Source organism: Ruegeria sp. BE10, from assembly GCF_056538905.1.
Genome location: NZ_JBQFTX010000002.1, coordinates 453,527 through 470,396, shown reverse-complemented (window position 1 = coordinate 470,396; position 16,870 = coordinate 453,527). Strand labels below are relative to the sequence as shown.

Below are 16,870 nucleotides of genomic sequence, written 5' to 3'. Positions count from 1 at the left end.
CTAGGGCAAAAAAGAATATCACGCAAAGCCAACCAATTCGAGAATATACGATGACACGACTTCACTACATCCTAATAGGTTTCTTTGGAGCCGCTTCGATTGTGGGCATTGCAACGCAAAACAGCGACGAGTTTCTTGTTGCCTATCTCGTTTTAATCTTACTTGCCGTATGTGGGTTATTAGTATGGGGTGGTGCGAAGTTCGTTCGCTATACTCAGAGCAGACTAGATGCTTACATGGTGGTCGAGAGGTTAAAGGTGGCCACCTTCGTTCTGTTTCTTATTGTTTTGCCCTTAGCCTTCATCCTCGTATTGGATGCTCGCGATGGCGGAAGCCGAAGTCTCGATGTCGATACGCAATATGACTACCTACGAAGGTAAAGTCGTAATGGTCGATACTTGGCACCCAGCGCAGTTAAGAAAGTACTATTAATCTTAACAACAAGCCATCTGACAACCACATTGCTTGCGCACCAAGTCTGTCAATTTGACTGCAATCAAACGCGACTGTGAGGACAAGCAGATTGAAGCTAGCCACTTTGCTTGGACGATGGAAGAGGCCATGCGGAATGGCCCCGATCCGAGTATCCCTCAGTTGACGTTGTTAATGGCGAGGCGGTCAATGGCCTCTTTCAGCTGGGCCAGCGTGTAGCCTTCCCGATTATAGACCTCTTGCGTGACGCCTGATCGTGCGTGGCCAACGATGCATTGCACAATGGGTTCGGGAACATCCGCTTGGCTCAATCGTGTCACGACTGTATGGCGAAGGCTGTGGAATACTAGCGCGGGCTCCTTAAGGCCCAGCTTGGGCGGGAAACTTTCGTTGCACCAGCGCCCTAAGGTTCGACCATAGCCACCGTTGGCGTTATAGTTGTAGTCTGGGAATAACCGGGTGCCATTCCGTCGTCTGTCCACGAATTCTAGGAAGCCTAGGCCGATCAAATCCGGATGTACCGGGACCTTCCGTCGCGCTGCTGTAGACTTAATACTCTTGTTGTCGTCGTCACCTTCATCAGTGATGTTGAGGAACCATACGCCGCTTTCCTGCTGGACATCCTTAATGTCGAGTTGACATATCTCATTCAGTCGAGCTCCAGTGAATATACCAAGCAGCATACCCCACTTGTGACTGTCCTTACGCACCAGCCCGGACAGGTTTGTGGTCAGTTCGGTGTACATAAGCTGTACTTGTTCAGGAGAGAACGGTTTGCGCTGGCTCTTACTGTTCTTGTCTTTAGCTACCTTCATGCCGTCGAAGAGGCTATGCGGAGAATACCCATGCCGCTCGGCCCAATCGAAGAAACTCTTGAACATCTGAATATGGCTATTGATCGTTTTGGGGGCGATCTTATCCTGCCCGGGCAGCTTGATCACTTCCATCAAGGACATGTTTTTGAGTGCAGGCTTGGTGTTTCGACTGGAAGGTAAGGCTTGCAGTACCTTTTTGACTTCGTTGGCATCCTGCTTGGTTATCATTCCCAGCAACTTGTCCGGCCCAAAGTACTCAATAAGAATGTTCAAGTACGCACGGTTCTGCCTGACTGTTTTTTCTGCCCACTTACGCGAATGTTCCGCAATAAAGTCATCAATCGCGGCACCAATGGGTGAAGAGGTCGAGAGCGCCTTTGCAGGCGGTGAAATAGTCACAGCTGGGGCGTCATCATAGGAATAGTGTTCAAGGCGCTCTACGGCTTCCAGAACGCGCCTGAGCATATCTCTGCGCCCCTTTCGCCACTCCCGGCGAAGGTCCATCTCGTTGTCGTTCCAGTCCTGCATGCTTATGTCAGAGGCTTCGCAAAACGCATCGCTATCGAGATAGAGGTCTGACAGTAAATCCTCGCCTTCACCAGCGTTTTCATGGATTTCAATCTCTTGCTGCATCGCACTGATTGATCCATCTGGAAAGCCTTTGTCGTTTAGCCGTTCCAAATACTTGTCGAGCGAAGCCTTGAAGTACCGATGCACCATTGATCGGATTTGGTCTTGTCTTAGTCGGGGCACGTTTGTTTGATCCGGTATTAATCGACCGCAAGATGCAAGAAAGCGCGCCAGATCACCAGCCCTATGCGGGCAACGAGTACGCAGCGATATTCTTACAGATGATCTCTTTTGCTCATAAGACGGAGGGATAGGCCACCGGAAGTAAAAAACACCGTGTCTTGAAAGGCTTAGATAGGATGACTGCATCATTGTAGGTGTGTCCCACTTTGTGTCACACCCGAGCACCACAGGGTTAAGTCAATGATTTAGAATAAAATGGAGGCGAGTACCGGAATCGAACCGGTGTACACGGATTTGCAATCCGCTGCGTCACCACTCCGCCAACTCGCCTTTTCAAGTAAAATCAAATACTTGCTGTGGTGTGGCAGGCGTTTTAACACCTTTCGTCAGGGGCGTCCAGTGGGTTGATTGCAAAAATCCACCTCCATGTGTTGCGGCATGGCGCGGCGCGACACCAAGTCTCTGCGATCTGGTGAAACTTTCGACGTTGCAGCCGTTGCCGGTTTCTTCTGGATGTGGCAAAAGCCGGGAACACTAGGGAAAAACATGGGCGATCCAATGACAGATTTCGCAACCCGGCGCCGCACGATGGTCGATACGCAGATCCGACCTTCGGATGTAACGAAATTCCCCATCATTGACGCCATGCTGACCGTTCAGAGAGAGAATTTTGTACCTGACGCTCAGCGTGAAGCGGCTTACGCCGAAGGCGTGATCGACCTTGGTGGCGACCGTTGCTTGCCCGAACCGCGGACATTGGCCAAAATGCTGGATGCGCTGAATATCTCGAATGACGAGGCTGTTTTGGATATCGCCCCGGCGCTGGGCTATTCCACCGCGGTTGCCGCGCGTATGGCGCAGCTGGTGATTGCCGTGGAAGAAGATGAAGATATGGCCGCCGAAGCACAAACGATCTTGATGGAAGCAGACGCCGACAACGCGATTGTACATGTTGGGCCGCTGGCGCAGGGCGCGACCGAACACGGCCCCTATGACGTCATCATGATACAAGGCGGGGTTGAGCAGGTTCCCGAGGCATTGATCGCCCAGTTGAAGGATCACGGACGCATTGCCTGCCTGTTCGTCGAAGGAGAGCTTGGAACCGTTCGGATCGGGCATAAATCTGGCGGTCGGGTGACGTGGCGTCATGCATTCAACGCCAATGCCCCGGTTTTGCAGGCATTTTCCGCCGAGTGTGCATTTTCGCTATAATTTCATCGCTTATTTTTCTGCGACCTTGATTAGTTGAAAACATCGGCGCAAACTACGCTCAGGGCAGCGTAATTTTGATTTGAGAAGGATTTCGACATGCGTTCAAGGACAGGGGGAAAGCTAATTAAGGCGATGGCACTGACGGCGGGACTCGCGCTCAGTGTTGTACCGGGGCGTGCGGTCTGGGCTGATAACCTGACCGACGCGTTTATCGGGGCTTACAATACAAGTGGGCTGCTGGAACAGAACCGCGCCTTGTTGCGCGCGGCTGATGAAGACGTCGCAATCGCGCTGTCGGCGCTGCGCCCGATCATCAACTGGGCGGTCGAGGTCAGTCAGAATTACAATCGCAACAGCACGAGCGCTGGTGTTGTGCGGGATGAGCCAGCCAACTTTTTCACCGGCCTCACCCTGAGCCAGCTGATTTATGACGGTGGCTTCTCGGTTCTGGGCAAGCAATCCGCGCAAGAAACGGTTCTGGCAACACGTCAGACCTTGCTGGACGTCGAACAAGGTGTCCTGTTCCGCGGGGCCGAAGCTTATCTGCGCGTCCTGGAGCAGGAAGAAGCGGTTCAGATTCGCTTGAACAACGTCGACGTGTCGTCCGAGGAATTGAGGGCGTCGCAGGACCGGTTTGACGTTGGCGAAGTCACCCGGACAGACGTCGCGCTATCCGAGGCGCAGCTGGCCAGCTCGCAAGCGGACCTCGCGGTCGAACGAGGGTTTCTGGCCCAGGCGCAGGCTGAATACGTGAATGCAGTTGGCAAGGCTCCCGGACGGACGCAGGGCCTTCCTGGTCTGCCGAACCTGCCGCGCTCGGAATCAGAAGCCGTAGCACTGGCACAACGAAATCACCCCGCCATTCTGGCAGCACAGCATCAGGTGCGCGCGCTGGACTTAAACGTGCAACAGCAACGTGCAAACCTTGGTCCGAATGTCCGTCTGAATGCCGATGCGGGTATCCGTGAAAGCTATGACAATGATGATAGCCTCGAAGACGCAACCATCGCACTGCGTTTTGAGCAGCCGGTTTATGCTGGCGGTCGTCTTGCAGCTTCGGTTCGCCGCCAAATGGCACAACGCGACGCATCGCGCGCCAACCTGCTGAACGTGCAAAAAGACATCACCCAAGGTGTTGTGAATGCCTATTCGTCGTTCCAAGCTGCTTCAGCCAGCCTGAGAGCATCGACCGAACGGGTCCGCGCGTCGCAGGTTGCGTTTGACGGTATCCGCGAAGAAGCAACCCTTGGTGCACGTACCACGCTGGACGTTCTGAACGCTCAACAGGACTTGCTGGATGCGCAGCTGGCCGAAGTTAGATCGCGCACCGAACGGTCGCGTGCCGCTTATCAACTGCTGGATGCGCAGGGTTTGCTGACGGCTGAACGTCTGGGTCTGGCTGTCCAGATTTATGATCCAACCCTGTATTACAACTTGGTTAAAAAGGCTCCGGCGCAGATCAGCAGGCAAAGCCGGGACTTGGATCGCGTCCTCAAAGCGTTGCGTCGCGACTAAGGGCCAATACTACCTGTTGTTAGGACCGGTTTGTTTAGCTACACTCGATCCCGAGGATAGAGCGGTAGAGAACAATGACGGATAAAGTCGTAAAAGCGGGAATCGAGGACGTCTTGTCCTCGATTAAGCGTCTGGTCACCGAAGAAGATCGTAAAATTCCGGGTGTTATGGCGTCATCCAACACGCGAAAGCCCGGCAGGCTGGTTCTGACCGACGCATTGCGAGTCGGTGAAGTGGCCGTGAAAGAGAAGCCTCAGCCAGAAAAAGCGGAACCGATTTACAAGGCCGAAGATTCTGTCAAACCGATGCTTCTGCGGGCTTGTGATATCGTGAAACATGCCGAACCCGCGGTCGAACAGCAAACCAAGACTGAGCCAGAGGACGGCCTGACCGGCAGTCTGAGCGCCAAGATCGAAGCGCTGGAAACCGCAATTGCCCGAACCGAAGATCAGTGGGAGCCGGACGGCGACAGCGAAGATGCTTATTCCGGCACGCCGACAAAGCCGCTGGAGTGGGCGGCGGAGGTCGAGACACCGGCAAAACCGCTGGAGTGGGCCGCAGAAGATGAGTTCAACATCACCTACTCGGCAAAGATCAGCCAAGCTGAAACGATACTCGAAGACGTTGACACAGCCACAAAGGCAACCTTCGTCCGGGACCCTGCGGTCGTGGCGTCTGCGCAGGCGGTGAAATCAGAAGCAAAAGAACTGCACGTGCGGCCATCTGGCAAAAATGCGCAGACTGCAGGCAAAGACTTGCCAGTGATGAACACAGCTCCTCTGGCTACCGGACAAGGCGCGCTGACCTTGGACGAAGACGCACTGCGCGGTCTGATCGCGCAGGTCGTTCGGGAAGAGCTGCAAGGCGTTCTGGGCCAGCGTATCACTCGCAACGTTCGCAAGATGGTGCGGCGTGAGATTTACCGCGCACTGGCCGAGCGCGAGGTCGATTAACCCTTAGGGCCGCTTCGGCGGCCGGGCCATACCCAGCAGGCGATCCAGGTCCATATGCTGTTCCAGATGGTCCGCCAGCGCGTCCAGCGTATCCTCGACCCCATCCTCATATGACAGGTCCGATTCTGCGCCCAACTGCTGCAGGTAGCGGGCGCGGAAAGCGTCAGAAGAAAAGATGCCGTGCAGGTAGCTCCCGCGGATGCGGCCTGTGCTGTCAGCAGCACCTTCCGGCCGCTCTTCGATCTCAAGCCAGGCGCGATCGCAATCGGGACCTTCGGTTCGGCCCATGTGAATTTCATACCCGGTGACTGGCTCATGTCCCGGAATGGTGCGTGCCGTGCGCAGGGTGACCTGCTTTTGGCCTGCCATCAGGGTGGTCACGTCCAACAAGCCCAGCCCGTCAACAGTGCCGGGTCGGCCATCGACGCCATCGGGATCGGCGATGGTTTTGCCCAGCATCTGATAGCCACCGCACAGGCCCAGCACATGGCCACCCCGGCGAACATGGGCATATAGGTCGATATCCCAGCCCTGCGCCCGGAAATAGGCCAGATCGCCGATGGTGGATTTGCTGCCGGGTAACAGCACCAGATCGGCATCACCCGGCAAAGGACGCCCGGCTGGGATGATTTCAACGCTGACCCCCGGTTCGGCGGACAGCGGATCAAGATCGTCGAAATTCGCCATGCGTTCCAATTGCGGGACAACCACTTTGCAGGCCCCGCCACTGTGCGAGCGGATGTCCATCATATCCTCAGCGGGTAATTTCCAGGCGTCATGAAACCACGGAACTACGCCCATGCATGGCCATCCTGTACGGGTGGCGATGTCGTCACGTCCCTCATCAAACAGGGAGACGTCGCCTTTGAACCGGTTGACGGCGAAACCTGTGATCTTCTCAAGATCACCGGCATCCAAAACCGCCTGCGTGCCAACGATTTGCGCAATGACTCCGCCTCGGTGGATATCGCCCACCAGAACGACCGGTACATCAGCGGCACAGGCAAAGCCCATATTAGCAATGTCGCCCTTGCGCAGGTTGGTTTCAGCCGGGCTGCCGGCACCTTCTATCAGCACCAGATCGGCATCGCTGCACAGCCGGTCAAAGCTTTCAAGCGCGGCATCCAACAGCTTGGACTTGTCTTTGCGATAGTCGCCCGCCTTCATCGTGCCTGCACGCTGGCCCTGAACAATGATCTGAGCGCCGGTGTCCGTTTCCGGTTTCAACAGAATCGGGTTCATATCCGTATGGGTCGGACGCTTGGCAGCACGTGCCTGCAGGGCCTGGGCGCGGCCAATCTCGCCACCATTCTCGGTCACGGCGGCGTTGTTGGACATGTTCTGCGGCTTGAACGGCGCCACTTTCAGCCCGCGCCGCGTATAAGCGCGCGCAAGCCCGGCCACCAAAACTGATTTTCCGACATTGCTGCCGGTGCCCTGAATCATGATGGCGCGAACCATGGTCGTCTCCTATACGTTAGGGCGCAGATGACCTGATTTGACACCAAAGGGAAAGCCCCGGATGAACACGCCCGCGCATCTTTTGATCGGCGCCGCTGCTTTTGCGCGGCCTGCGCGGGGGGCCATTCTGTGGGCTGCGGTGCTGGGCTCGGTTCTGCCCGATCTGTCGCTGTACGTCATGGCTGGGGTGTCCTTGCACGTCTTGAGCATCCCGCCACAGGTCGTCTTTGACGAACTATACTTCTCACCAGCCTGGCAGACGGTGTTTGCCATCGACAACTCATTCATCCTGTGGGGGTTAGCGTTGATGCTTGGGCACTGGCGGGGATGGCGGTTTTTGACAGTCACCGCATCCGCAGGGCTGCTGCATCTGTCGATGGATTTCCTACTGCATGCTGGTGACGGTCGGCCGCAATTCTGGCCGCTTAGCGATTGGGTCTTTCACAGCCCGGTCAGCTATTGGGACAGTGCGTATCACGCGCTTTTGGTAGCGCCTGTTTCTGTCGTTATATGTGCTGGTTCTTATGTGGTGCTATGGAATAGGGGGCTGTCAGCGCCCGCCAAGCTATTCTTTACCGCATTGTTGGGGGCCGAGATTTGGGTTGCCCGCCAATGGCTGCTGTTTTTCTGACCCGGAAATAGAAAAACGCGCCCGGAAAGTGGGCGCGCTTTTTCCTGCAGATGTCGCCTTGGTTTAAGCGGCTTCTGCCTGCTGAGCGGCATTACGACGCTCGCTTTCTTCACGCGACAGCGCGACCGAGGTACGCACGCCACGACCAACGAACTCCATCAACCCGCCGACAACCCGCTCGTTGGGGTCGATACCTGCGCAGGACAGCACCTCGCGGCCATCGCGCGAGCGGGCCCAACGGGCGATCTGTTCCGGGCCGTTGCCGTATTTCTTGTCATCGGCAATAGCGTCGTCCAGTGCAGCCAGCACAACGGCTGCGAAAAGTTTGCGTGCACGATTGCCTTGCTCATTGTTAAAGGCAGTGCCGTCAACGAAATCTCTCATCTCGTCTTCCTTGTTGTTCTTGCTCTTGCATTTTCGGCGTGACGGTCCTTATGACCTATTAGATGTGATTCGGATACAGCTAAAATGCATAGTTGCGTTGCGTCATTTGCATAGCTTGCTGCAAGTGCAGCACTAGGTCTCGTTGTCTTGTCAGGTGTGGTTACGCCAGATATAGGGACGGGAACTGACGCATCAACCGTTTGTGAAGGATTTATGTCATGCCCAAGATAAATGGGAACGAAATTCGCCCCGGCAACGTGCTTGAGCATAACGACGGGCTGTGGGCTGCTGTTAAGGTCGACCATGTAAAGCCCGGTAAAGGCGGTGCTTTTGCGCAGGTCGAACTGCGCAACCTGCGCAATGGTTCGAAATTGAACGAACGTTTCCGTTCGGCGGATAAGGTCGAGCGCGTGCGCCTGGAACAGAAAGATCAGCAGTTCCTGTACGAATCTGACGGCATGCTGGTGTTCATGGATTCCGAGACCTATGAGCAGATCGAACTGCCCGCCGAATTGCTGGGCGAACGCCGCCCGTTTCTGCAGGACGGCATGACCATCGTGGTCGAATTCTATGAAAGCGAAGCACTGAACGCCACATTGCCGCAAAAAGTGACCTGCAAGATCGTCGAGACCGAGCCGGTGGTCAAAGGTCAGACCGCTGCAAACTCGTTCAAGCCAGCCATTCTGGATAACGGCGTCAAGGTCATGGTACCGCCCTTCATCGGTCAGGATGAGATGATCGTGGTGAACACCGAAAGCATGGAATATTCCGAACGCGCGTAAATCGGTGCTTTGACAAAACACGAAAAGACCGCGATGGCAGGGGCCGCGCGGTCTTTTTTAGTTTAGCTTTCTGGGTCGACGATATCGTTCTGGGTTCGGACCGAACAATTCCAGCATCAATTCATATTTGATGCGATTGGCACTCACTTGTCTGTAAAAGGCGATCAAAAAGGCCGTGGGGCCCTGAATGCGGCCAAGACCGCTGGTGGCGGCTACCACGGTGCCCACATCCGTTTTGCCATTCAGAACCAGGTACCCGCCCAGCATCAGAACACCGACCGTGCCTGCGCCGTTAATTACGCTCAGCAGAAATTTTGCGGACAGCTTCCACAGGAACATGCGGCGGCGCGTGTTGTAGATATCGTCGAACTGAGCCTCGATATCGCGCGCCACAGCGTCAATGTCTTCGGTCGTCAGCCTGTCGGTAGAGCTGCGCAATATGCGGACCCTTTCGGCAACGAAGACGTTCACCTTTCGCTGCGAGACCAGCACAATCACGATCTGCGGCACGATCATTGAAAAGGCGATCATGCCCAGCCCGGGTTGCGTTGATGAGATGTAGCCAATGACGCTGATCAGCGTGCCGATCTGCACAACCGGGTCTGAAAAGGCGCCACCGGCGAACTTTCCCAACTCCTCGGCCTCGGCGGAAATAGCCGTGGTCATGGTTCCCGAGCGCATTTTCTCACCGGTTTCACTCAGGTCCGATGAGCGCAACAAAAGCCGCTGGCGGATCATGCGGATCAGATCCTCGCCCAGCGTCCCGGCGCGATAGCCCAGCAGCCACTTTAAGGCGAGGCTCAGCAGGATGACCGACATCATGCCTGCACCCAGATATAGCAATCGCTCGGTGCTTATATCGTTCGAGGTCAGATGGTTAACGATATCGCGCTGAAACTCTAATGGCACCGCAGCAAGGCCTGCGATGGCGATGGACAGGACAATAAGAATGATTTGCCGTCCGGCGCTGGCACGCCAGATCGCAGCGTATAACTTAAGCATATGCGCATCCGTTCAGTGGACTGACCGCAGTGTGGCAGCGCCCCGAAAGGGTTCAAAGGGTACCGGGCCGCGCAACGGTTCAGCCGTGCCGGAATAGCAACATGTTAGGCGTCAAGCGTGACGGTGGCCTCGGCAGCCTGCATATCGTCGCTGGCGCGGTCAAACCTCAGATAGGCGATCCCCTGACCGTTCGATTGGGTGAACAAGGTACCGGCCGGTTTGCCGCCAGATGTAATTTCGGTCCCAACGGGCGCGGTGCCATTAACCCGAACGCTACGCAGCCCTTTGCGCAACTCGGTCTTATGCTTCATCCGGGCGGTGACTTCCTGCCCGACATAGCACCCTTTTTTAAAATCGACGCCGTTCAGACCCTCGAATCCAGATTCAAGGATATAGCTGTCGGGGGTCAGCTCGATACCGGTTTCCGGAATGCAGTGTCGCACGCGGATGGCGTCCCAATCCGTACCATCGTCGCCTTCGGCCTCAGCCTTATACGCCCGCCACCCCATATCTGGATGGCGCGGGTCGGGCAGGGCGCCTGCGGGTGCCGGGCCTGTGCCGCGTTGCAGATTCAGGCCGCTATCTTCGATCGAAACATCGGCGCGCAGCTTGTACATGCCCAGCCGCTTGACGAACCCGTCGGCGATATCCTCGGCGACATCCAGTAGCACCGTATCGCCGTCGCGTTTCAGAAAGAAATCCGCCAGATACTTGCCCTGCGGAGTCAGCAGCGCGGCATAGACCAGCCCCTGATCCAGCCCGGAAATATCATTGGTGACTAGCCCTTGAAGAAAGCTGTCAGCGTCCGACCCGCTAAGGCGCAGAATACGGCGATTGGGCATGGGGTGGTCCTCGTCTTTTCCCTTGGCCCCGTGATATAGGAGATCGCGTCGCCATGACCAGAGGATATCCGCCTTGCCAGCACCAATCAGCATCGTCATTCCGACCCTGAACGCGGCTGAGGCTTTGTTGGACTCCTTGCCCGCTTTGATGGAGGGGTTGCACACGGGGTTGGTCCGAGAGCTGATCGTTACCGATGGCGGTTCAACCGACCAGACCCTTGAAATTGCAGAAGAGGCAGGGGCTGAGATCGTGACCGGGCCACCCTCACGCGGGGGGCAGTTGCGACGGGGCTGCGCGGTAGCCAAAGGTGAATGGCTTTTGGTCCTGCACGCCGATACCGTCCTGCAAGAAGGGTGGAGCAAGGACGTGGGAGAGCATCTGCCCACGGGCAACCCCGCGGCTTTTCGTCTGACCTTTCAGGCCAGCGGGTTCTGGCCAGCCTGGGTTGCGGGCTGGGCCAACATGCGCAGCCGGGTGTTTAGCTTACCTTATGGTGATCAGGGGCTTCTGGTGTCACGTCGCGCCTATGACAAAGCCGCAGGTTACCCGGACCATCCGTTGATGGAGGACGTGGCGCTGGTGCGCGCCTTGCCCCGCATCACCCTGCTGAGCACCCGCGCGGCTACGAGCGCGGACCGCTATGCGCGGGCGGGGTGGGTGCGTCGGGGCGTGCGGAATCTGTGGACTCTGACAAGGTATTTTCTTGGAGCTGATCCGGAACAGCTGGCGCAGGCGTACCGACGCTAAGCGTTGTGCGCAGTTCGACAATGGATTTGCCCAATCGGAAGGGCGCGGCAAAGCTGACCAGACACAGGGCGACGATTTGCAACACCAGTATATGCGCGTTTTCCTGCAGGTATTCCCATTCGTCTTTTAGCTTTCCGACCTGTTCAACCAGGTCATCATAGCTTTGGGCAAGGATCAGATAATCCCCGGCAATGGCGGGCACTTTCCGGCGCATGTTGTCGATCGCAACCTGTGTTGCATCGTCCAGCGTGGTAAAAACAAGGAACTGATCGATGCTGAACGCATCGGCCTTGGCGGCCATAGCGCGAATTTCCTCCTGTTCATCTTTCGCTTGCCCGCCAAGTAGGAAATGCAACCCCTGTAGCGGCGCCACTTCATTGGTCACAGCGATGAACAAAGGCAGGTCAGCATTACTGGCTGTTGAGGCCGAAAGGAATTCAACCTTATCGCACAAAACGGCGGTGTCCGGGTCATAGGCCGGATCGCAGAACCGCAGTCGGAACCGCGCGGCGTCGCGGTCAAAAGCAAGCGTCGCGGCATAAGCCACATCGATTTGCCGGTCCAACCGCGAACTGTCCGAGGTGTAGAGCCCGGCCAGAACCGCCACCAGTGCGCCGATCCCGCCCAGAACGACCCAGACAAGGTCGGCCAGCTTCCATGCCCGGTGCCCGGCCGGTTTGCGAAATAGAAACGCGGTGCCAACCGAGCCAATAATAAAGAACAATATCAGCAGGGGCAGTTGATTTTCGGTCACAAATGTCATGACACCAAAGTGACCGCGCGCCAGCGCGCTGGCAACACTCCTCACGTTCAGTTGTAGAGATTTCGCATCAATAGGGCTTGGCCTGCAGGGCAGCTATCTTGCGCTGGTCAACGGCACAATCACCGCTTCCTCCTGCGGTGGAAACCCAAACAGACTCACCGAAAACATTCTCAAAACACTGATCGAAGCTGCGTTGTGATCGGCCTCAACCTGTGCAAATAACTTAGCCGGTCCGATTTGCAGGACAGTTTCTTCCTTTACGAAAGGTTCGGATGTGACCCTGTTTGTCATTGCCATCATTTTGACGGCGGCGGTGTTGCACGCGGTTTGGAATGCGATTGTCAAAACCGCGGCTGATCGGACCACCACTCTGGGTCTGGTGGCGTTGGGGCACGTCATTCCAGCAACGGTAATGATCCTGTTGCTGCCACTGCCCAGTACCGAAAGCTTTCCATACATCCTGATCTCAACCGTGGTGCATTTCGGCTATTATTTCATGCTCGGCAAAGCCTATCAGCACGGAGACTTAAGTGTCGTATATCCAATTGCCCGCGGTATCGTTCCGGCGCTTGTATCGCTGTGGGCGATGCTGTTGGTGGGCGAGGTGCTGCCGCTGCAAGCGTGGGGTGGGATCGCGCTGATCGCTGTTGGTATCCAGCTCAGCAGTTGGAAGGCATTGCGCTCTGGTGTGGGCCGTTGGGCCCTTGGATTTGCGCTGGGTACGGGCTTTTGCATCTCAATATATTCGGTCGTGGACGGTATTGGCGTGCGCTTGTCCGGCAATACGCTTAGCTACTGGGCCTGGGGTGCGTTTCTGCATCTGTTTATCGCGGGGTTTGTTGGTATCCGTCGACGGAAGACCCTGGCTGAATTGCCTGCCAAAGTCTGGATGATCGGCATTCTGGGCGGGCTTGTTTCGATGACAGCCTATGGTCTGGTGCTTTATGCCAAGAACTTCGCACCGCTTGGTGCAGTTTCGGCGCTACGGGAAACCTCGGTTATTTTCGCGGCGCTGATCGGGTTTGTTTTCCTGAAAGAGGGGAACTGGATGCGGCGGCTTGGTGCAGCGGTTCTTATGGCTGTCGGAGTGGCGCTGATAGGCCTGTCCGTCTGATAGGCCTGCGACACAGCCTTGCTGAAGTCGCCCCCGATCTCTCATAGTAGCGAGAGAAAAGGGAGCGTTTTCATGACCAAAGAGATTGTTCTGATCCACGGTGCCTTTGCAGGGCCATGGTGTATGCAGGATTATTCCGGGTTTTTCCGCGACCGGGGCTGGACCGTTCACATCCCCGCGCTGCGCTATCACGGTGGGGACTCAAAGGCCGAACCCGACCCGCGCCTGACCGATATCAGCGTAATGGACTATGCCAACGACATAGCAGAGTTCGTGCAGGGGTTGGACAGCAAACCGGTTCTGTTGGGCCATGCCATCGCCGGAGTTGTGGCGCAGCAGGTGGCCTCACGTGGGTTGGCCAGTGCGATTGTCCTGATCAACCCGAACGCGCCTTGGGGCACCTTGCCCGAAACCGATGACGAACGTGCCATCCCGCGTGCGTTGATGGAGGGCGGGGCGTTCTGGAAACAGCCCATGCGGGTCGAGTTCGACCTGATGGCCCCCTTCGCGCTGAACAAAATGCCCGAGGCGCAACAGCACGCGGTGTTCGACCGTTTGGGCGCCGAAAGCGGGCGGGTGATGTTCGAGATGTTTTTTTGGATGTTCGACGATCACCACGCGATGAAGGTCGATATCGACAGGGTCGAGTGCCCGGTGCTGGTCGTATCAGGGACTGAGGACAGGGCGGTGAACCCCAACACCTGCCGCGCCCTGGCCGATTTGTATGGTGACCGAGCAACTTTCATGCCCGTCGAGAACCACGCGCATTTTTTGTTCATGGAGCCCGGCTGGAAACAGCCCGCCGGACGGATCGCGGAATGGCTGGAGCAGAAGGTGGGCTAGCCCGCCCACCTTAAGCGTTTAGTTGTTGGTCGAGAACGTGCTCTGCGGTTTCCACTTCATCGTGCCGTCGTCCTCACGGTGACAACGCAGCAGGCGTTCCTGGATCGTGCTGACCGTCTGGGTAACGGTGTTGTCGCCGACCAGCAGAACAAACGCGTCCTGCGAATAGGCCATGCCGTTGTAGTAGCAGAACTTGGTCTCGGCACCGTCCGGAATGGGGGATGCGGTGGTCAATGTCTGCTGCGCACTCGCCTGGCTGGCCAGCAGCGCAACGGCCAGCCCAAGGGTTAGTGTCTTCATGTCGTCCTCCCGTTCGAAAATCTGTAGTTGGCTTCATTGCGTCTTGGACGCTCGGAACCTCAAATGTCGTTCTTGAATGACGGATTGAGGGTAAGTGTGAACGAGATCAACGGGTTAGGCAAGGGGGGTGTTTGCGGGTTTGTTGTAGGGACGTCCTGCGCTGTCTGCCCAATGCTTAGTGCAAAGCATCAAGCACGTGCCCGACTCACACCCCGAGTACTACGACTGCGGCTCTGTTGAATTGGAGTTTAAGACCACTTGGAATTAACCATGCGATGGTAGCGAGCACCATTCCCGCGCCTTACATTGATTGGATGTCCGTCAGTTTAACTTGGTAGGCGTACTGACGCTTATTCCGGAGATTTTCGAGTATTGGTCAAAGCTTAATACCAGCCGGTATTCGTTTATCAATTCGTAGCCAGTTAGCGACGAGAGCCAGGATGGATTAACTTCTCTATACTGCTCGATAGACCAGCGCGCAGTTACTTGGTAAATCGGCTCAGTGTCGAAGCGCGGCTGAAAATTCTGGGACCCTCGCCTATTCAGACCACGAAAGCGAAACTTTTGATACTGCAGCCATGTCAATGTACGGTCAGCGCTCCCTAGGCTACTTGCGAGGCGAAACACGCACACTTCTGCACCTGAGCCTGTGCCAACTCTATCCCAATCCAATTTAAGTAAGTTTGGCTTTTTTTCTCGCGCTCGCTTTTTTCCAAACAACTTTTAACGTCTGGATATTGCCACAGAGCTAGCCAGTATCTCATCCATTGTGGGTGCAATTTATCCACAACTTTTCCTAAAAATAGAAAGGGATCGGTTTCTTGATTGGCTAAGTGATTATATTCAATAGTGCAGCTATCGTCGGAGCGGCAGCTTTCCCAGAAATCAACGGGGTTTTCTTCTGCAAGAACAGTAAACCCGCTACAAACCAACACGACTGAAGATGCTATTGCCAAGATCTGAGCGCGCTTAGTTATCATTGACCTTACCGAAGCAATGCAAAGAGAATTTGGAAGCTCTGCTACCAACGTAAATGTCCCAAAAGTTGATACCAGTCAGAAATACCCTACCAGCTATAAGTGCTATCTATATTGTTCAAAACGCAGGTAATTGATCAACGAAGCATGATGCCCGTTGATCAAACATCCAACTCCTCCACAAACTGCGCGTTCTCCTGAATGTACTGGACCGCATTTCGGGCTTTTTGCTCATCAGGCGCTTGCTCTTCAGTGTGGTAAATTTTGATCTCACCTATTCGATTTGTTGAACTCATACAACGCGTTATGCAGCGACACAAATGCACTATTGGGCTCAACAGGTGAGGCGTTGAACAACACGACAACAGTCTCTCCGTCCGAAAATCGAAAGACGGTTGTGAAGATGCCTCGGACCCCGCCCCAATGGGTCAGGTGCTGGCCGTTCTCTTCCGGCCAGACATGCCAGCCCGACGCGTAGAAATCACTTTTGTCGTCCTGTGATGCCGTCGCCTCGAAAAACGGTTGGGGCGTCGAGGCCATGGACCAGACCGCCTCGGCCGTGCCGATTGCCCCACCAGCGATACCCAAGCCTGAAAGCCAGTCTTGATCGTCCTCAGAACTCAGCACGCGGGTCCAGCCGTCGCTGCGAAGTTCCCAATTGGCCCCGGCGGGCCCCTCCAAATGGATATCGGCGACCTGCTGCAGAGCGACTTCAGCTTCCGCCCCCAGCAGATCGGTCAGAAGGCAGAAGCCAACATTCGAGTACGCCGTCTTGCTGCCCGGCGTGTGATCCAACGGCATGGTTTGCCACACGGTCCGGGCCACTTTGGTGCAACTGGCCGACCAGTCGAGGCCAAGCCGATCGGGCGCGAAGATCGGATCAAAACTGATATTTCTATCGAACCCACCCGCATGCGCCAAAAGCTGCCGCGCCGTTATCTGCGCAGCCCGCGGGTCATGCGGCGGGGGCAGGTCGGCAAGCTCGGCTATGGGACGATCCAGGTCGATTTGGCCACGTTCCTCGGCTTTGATCAGTGCTCTGGCTGCGATGGGTTTTGTGACCGAGGCCAGGCGAAATGGCTGGTCGGTTGACATGGGCGTGTTCTCAATCGGGTCGGACACGCCGAAGGCTACGATTTTGGGCTCTGCATCCGAGGGGCCATAGGCCAGCACAGCCCCCGGAATATTATTTGTCTGAAGAAAGGACTCTACGATGTCTTCGACAGTGGCCGGTTCGCGATTGCGACCCGCGAAAATCACAATCACACCAGCGAGAACAAGAATACCAGCTGACCAGCACAGTCTTGCCTTACGTGATTTGAACATTTGGCCTCTGCACTGAT

Annotated in this window: 17 protein-coding genes and 1 tRNA gene; 9 read left to right on the top strand and 9 right to left on the bottom strand. The window is 56.0% G+C overall.

The genetic code is table 11. The annotated features are described in order from the left end of the window. The first annotated feature begins 50 nt into the window (after nucleotides 1-50). The gene (locus tag ACR0M2_RS07740) at nucleotides 51-380 is read left to right on the top strand and encodes a hypothetical protein (RefSeq protein WP_480704448.1); all 330 of its coding nucleotides are present in this window, start codon (nucleotides 51-53) and stop codon (nucleotides 378-380) included. 210 nt (nucleotides 381-590) lie between these two features. On the opposite strand, the gene ACR0M2_RS07735 is transcribed toward ACR0M2_RS07740, so the two are convergent. Beyond that, nucleotides 591-1,967 carry a tyrosine-type recombinase/integrase gene (locus tag ACR0M2_RS07735; protein ID WP_480704446.1) on the bottom strand — a complete coding sequence of 459 codons (1,377 nt, stop codon included), beginning with the start codon at nucleotides 1,965-1,967 and terminating at the stop codon, nucleotides 591-593. Between the two features lie 289 nt (nucleotides 1,968-2,256). Further along, a tRNA-Cys gene (locus ACR0M2_RS07730) sits at nucleotides 2,257-2,330 on the bottom strand. Nucleotides 2,331-2,558: 228 nt separating this feature from the next. Between ACR0M2_RS07730 and ACR0M2_RS07725 the strand changes: the two genes are divergently transcribed. The 3 genes from ACR0M2_RS07725 to ACR0M2_RS07715 all read left to right on the top strand — a co-directional run bounded on the left by ACR0M2_RS07725 (nucleotide 2,559) and on the right by ACR0M2_RS07715 (nucleotide 5,680). Then, nucleotides 2,559-3,212, top strand: coding sequence for a protein-L-isoaspartate O-methyltransferase family protein (locus ACR0M2_RS07725; protein ID WP_170577746.1), 654 nt, complete (start codon nucleotides 2,559-2,561; stop codon nucleotides 3,210-3,212). Between the two features lie 96 nt (nucleotides 3,213-3,308). Beyond that, nucleotides 3,309-4,727: a TolC family outer membrane protein gene (locus ACR0M2_RS07720; protein WP_170396373.1), complete on the top strand. Its 1,419-nt coding sequence runs from the start codon at nucleotides 3,309-3,311 to the stop codon at nucleotides 4,725-4,727. Nucleotides 4,728-4,801: 74 nt separating this feature from the next. Further along, nucleotides 4,802-5,680, top strand: a complete 879-nt coding sequence (locus ACR0M2_RS07715) for a hypothetical protein (RefSeq protein ID WP_480704444.1) — start codon at nucleotides 4,802-4,804, stop codon at nucleotides 5,678-5,680. Between the two features lie 3 nt (nucleotides 5,681-5,683). Here the strand turns inward: ACR0M2_RS07715 and ACR0M2_RS07710 are convergent, their stop codons facing one another. Next, nucleotides 5,684-7,141, bottom strand: coding sequence for a cobyric acid synthase (locus tag ACR0M2_RS07710; protein WP_480704442.1), 1,458 nt, complete (start codon nucleotides 7,139-7,141; stop codon nucleotides 5,684-5,686). Between the two features lie 61 nt (nucleotides 7,142-7,202). Here ACR0M2_RS07710 and ACR0M2_RS07705 point away from each other — a divergent pair, with 61 nt between their 5' ends. Then, on the top strand, nucleotides 7,203-7,772 hold the full coding sequence (locus tag ACR0M2_RS07705; RefSeq protein ID WP_170375966.1) for a cobalamin biosynthesis protein CobQ: 570 nt from the start codon (nucleotides 7,203-7,205) through the stop codon (nucleotides 7,770-7,772). Nucleotides 7,773-7,835: 63 nt separating this feature from the next. Here ACR0M2_RS07705 and ACR0M2_RS07700 read toward each other — a convergent pair whose 3' ends face one another. After that, entirely contained in the window at nucleotides 7,836-8,156 is a 321-nt protein-coding gene (locus ACR0M2_RS07700) for a DUF6280 family protein (RefSeq protein WP_008757056.1), read from the bottom strand. A 218-nt stretch (nucleotides 8,157-8,374) separates the two neighbouring features. Here ACR0M2_RS07700 and efp point away from each other — a divergent pair, with 218 nt between their 5' ends. Then, nucleotides 8,375-8,938, top strand: coding sequence for an elongation factor P (efp, locus tag ACR0M2_RS07695; RefSeq protein WP_170349189.1), 564 nt, complete (start codon nucleotides 8,375-8,377; stop codon nucleotides 8,936-8,938). Between the two features lie 57 nt (nucleotides 8,939-8,995). Here the strand turns inward: efp and ACR0M2_RS07690 are convergent, their stop codons facing one another. Next, entirely contained in the window at nucleotides 8,996-9,940 is a 945-nt protein-coding gene (locus tag ACR0M2_RS07690; RefSeq protein ID WP_170549617.1) for an ABC transporter transmembrane domain-containing protein, read from the bottom strand. A 104-nt stretch (nucleotides 9,941-10,044) separates the two neighbouring features. Next, the gene (ygfZ, locus tag ACR0M2_RS07685) at nucleotides 10,045-10,782 is read right to left on the bottom strand and encodes a CAF17-like 4Fe-4S cluster assembly/insertion protein YgfZ (RefSeq protein ID WP_480704542.1); all 738 of its coding nucleotides are present in this window, start codon (nucleotides 10,780-10,782) and stop codon (nucleotides 10,045-10,047) included. Between the two features lie 73 nt (nucleotides 10,783-10,855). Here ygfZ and ACR0M2_RS07680 point away from each other — a divergent pair, with 73 nt between their 5' ends. The 3 genes from ACR0M2_RS07680 to ACR0M2_RS07670 all read left to right on the top strand — a co-directional run bounded on the left by ACR0M2_RS07680 (nucleotide 10,856) and on the right by ACR0M2_RS07670 (nucleotide 14,250). After that, nucleotides 10,856-11,530 carry a TIGR04283 family arsenosugar biosynthesis glycosyltransferase gene (locus ACR0M2_RS07680; RefSeq protein ID WP_480704439.1) on the top strand — a complete coding sequence of 225 codons (675 nt, stop codon included), beginning with the start codon at nucleotides 10,856-10,858 and terminating at the stop codon, nucleotides 11,528-11,530. Nucleotides 11,531-12,567: 1,037 nt separating this feature from the next. Beyond that, nucleotides 12,568-13,407 (top strand): EamA family transporter, encoded by an 840-nt coding sequence (locus ACR0M2_RS07675; RefSeq protein WP_480647135.1) that lies wholly within the window; start codon nucleotides 12,568-12,570, stop codon nucleotides 13,405-13,407. A 72-nt stretch (nucleotides 13,408-13,479) separates the two neighbouring features. Next, the gene (locus tag ACR0M2_RS07670) at nucleotides 13,480-14,250 is read left to right on the top strand and encodes an alpha/beta hydrolase (protein WP_480704437.1); all 771 of its coding nucleotides are present in this window, start codon (nucleotides 13,480-13,482) and stop codon (nucleotides 14,248-14,250) included. A gap of 18 nt (nucleotides 14,251-14,268) precedes the next feature. Here ACR0M2_RS07670 and ACR0M2_RS07665 read toward each other — a convergent pair whose 3' ends face one another. From ACR0M2_RS07665 to ACR0M2_RS07655, 3 genes are all read right to left on the bottom strand, one after another. Further along, nucleotides 14,269-14,550, bottom strand: coding sequence for a hypothetical protein (locus ACR0M2_RS07665; RefSeq protein WP_170349183.1), 282 nt, complete (start codon nucleotides 14,548-14,550; stop codon nucleotides 14,269-14,271). Between the two features lie 602 nt (nucleotides 14,551-15,152). Then, entirely contained in the window at nucleotides 15,153-15,578 is a 426-nt protein-coding gene (locus tag ACR0M2_RS07660) for a hypothetical protein (protein WP_480704435.1), read from the bottom strand. Nucleotides 15,579-15,797: 219 nt separating this feature from the next. Then, nucleotides 15,798-16,853: a serine hydrolase domain-containing protein gene (locus ACR0M2_RS07655; RefSeq protein ID WP_480704433.1), complete on the bottom strand. Its 1,056-nt coding sequence runs from the start codon at nucleotides 16,851-16,853 to the stop codon at nucleotides 15,798-15,800. Nucleotides 16,854-16,870: the final 17 nt, after the last annotated feature.

Bases quoted from the DNA above. Each gene is read 5' to 3' on its own strand.
- ACR0M2_RS07700 (WP_008757056.1), bottom strand. From the start codon at position 8,156: ATGAGAGATTTCGTTGACGGCACTGCCTTTAACAATGAGCAAGGCAAT.
- ACR0M2_RS07740 (WP_480704448.1), top strand. From the start codon at position 51: ATGACACGACTTCACTACATCCTAATAGGTTTCTTTGGAGCCGCTTCG.
- efp (WP_170349189.1), top strand. From the start codon at position 8,375: ATGCCCAAGATAAATGGGAACGAAATTCGCCCCGGCAACGTGCTTGAG.
- ACR0M2_RS07720 (WP_170396373.1), top strand. From the start codon at position 3,309: ATGCGTTCAAGGACAGGGGGAAAGCTAATTAAGGCGATGGCACTGACG.
- ACR0M2_RS07665 (WP_170349183.1), bottom strand. From the start codon at position 14,550: ATGAAGACACTAACCCTTGGGCTGGCCGTTGCGCTGCTGGCCAGCCAG.
- ACR0M2_RS07710 (WP_480704442.1), bottom strand. From the start codon at position 7,141: ATGGTTCGCGCCATCATGATTCAGGGCACCGGCAGCAATGTCGGAAAA.
- ACR0M2_RS07715 (WP_480704444.1), top strand. From the start codon at position 4,802: ATGACGGATAAAGTCGTAAAAGCGGGAATCGAGGACGTCTTGTCCTCG.
- ACR0M2_RS07690 (WP_170549617.1), bottom strand. From the start codon at position 9,940: ATGCTTAAGTTATACGCTGCGATCTGGCGTGCCAGCGCCGGACGGCAA.
- ACR0M2_RS07735 (WP_480704446.1), bottom strand. From the start codon at position 1,967: ATGGTGCATCGGTACTTCAAGGCTTCGCTCGACAAGTATTTGGAACGG.
- ygfZ (WP_480704542.1), bottom strand. From the start codon at position 10,782: ATGCCCAATCGCCGTATTCTGCGCCTTAGCGGGTCGGACGCTGACAGC.
- ACR0M2_RS07670 (WP_480704437.1), top strand. From the start codon at position 13,480: ATGACCAAAGAGATTGTTCTGATCCACGGTGCCTTTGCAGGGCCATGG.
- ACR0M2_RS07705 (WP_170375966.1), top strand. From the start codon at position 7,203: ATGAACACGCCCGCGCATCTTTTGATCGGCGCCGCTGCTTTTGCGCGG.
- ACR0M2_RS07725 (WP_170577746.1), top strand. From the start codon at position 2,559: ATGACAGATTTCGCAACCCGGCGCCGCACGATGGTCGATACGCAGATC.
- ACR0M2_RS07655 (WP_480704433.1), bottom strand. From the start codon at position 16,853: ATGTTCAAATCACGTAAGGCAAGACTGTGCTGGTCAGCTGGTATTCTT.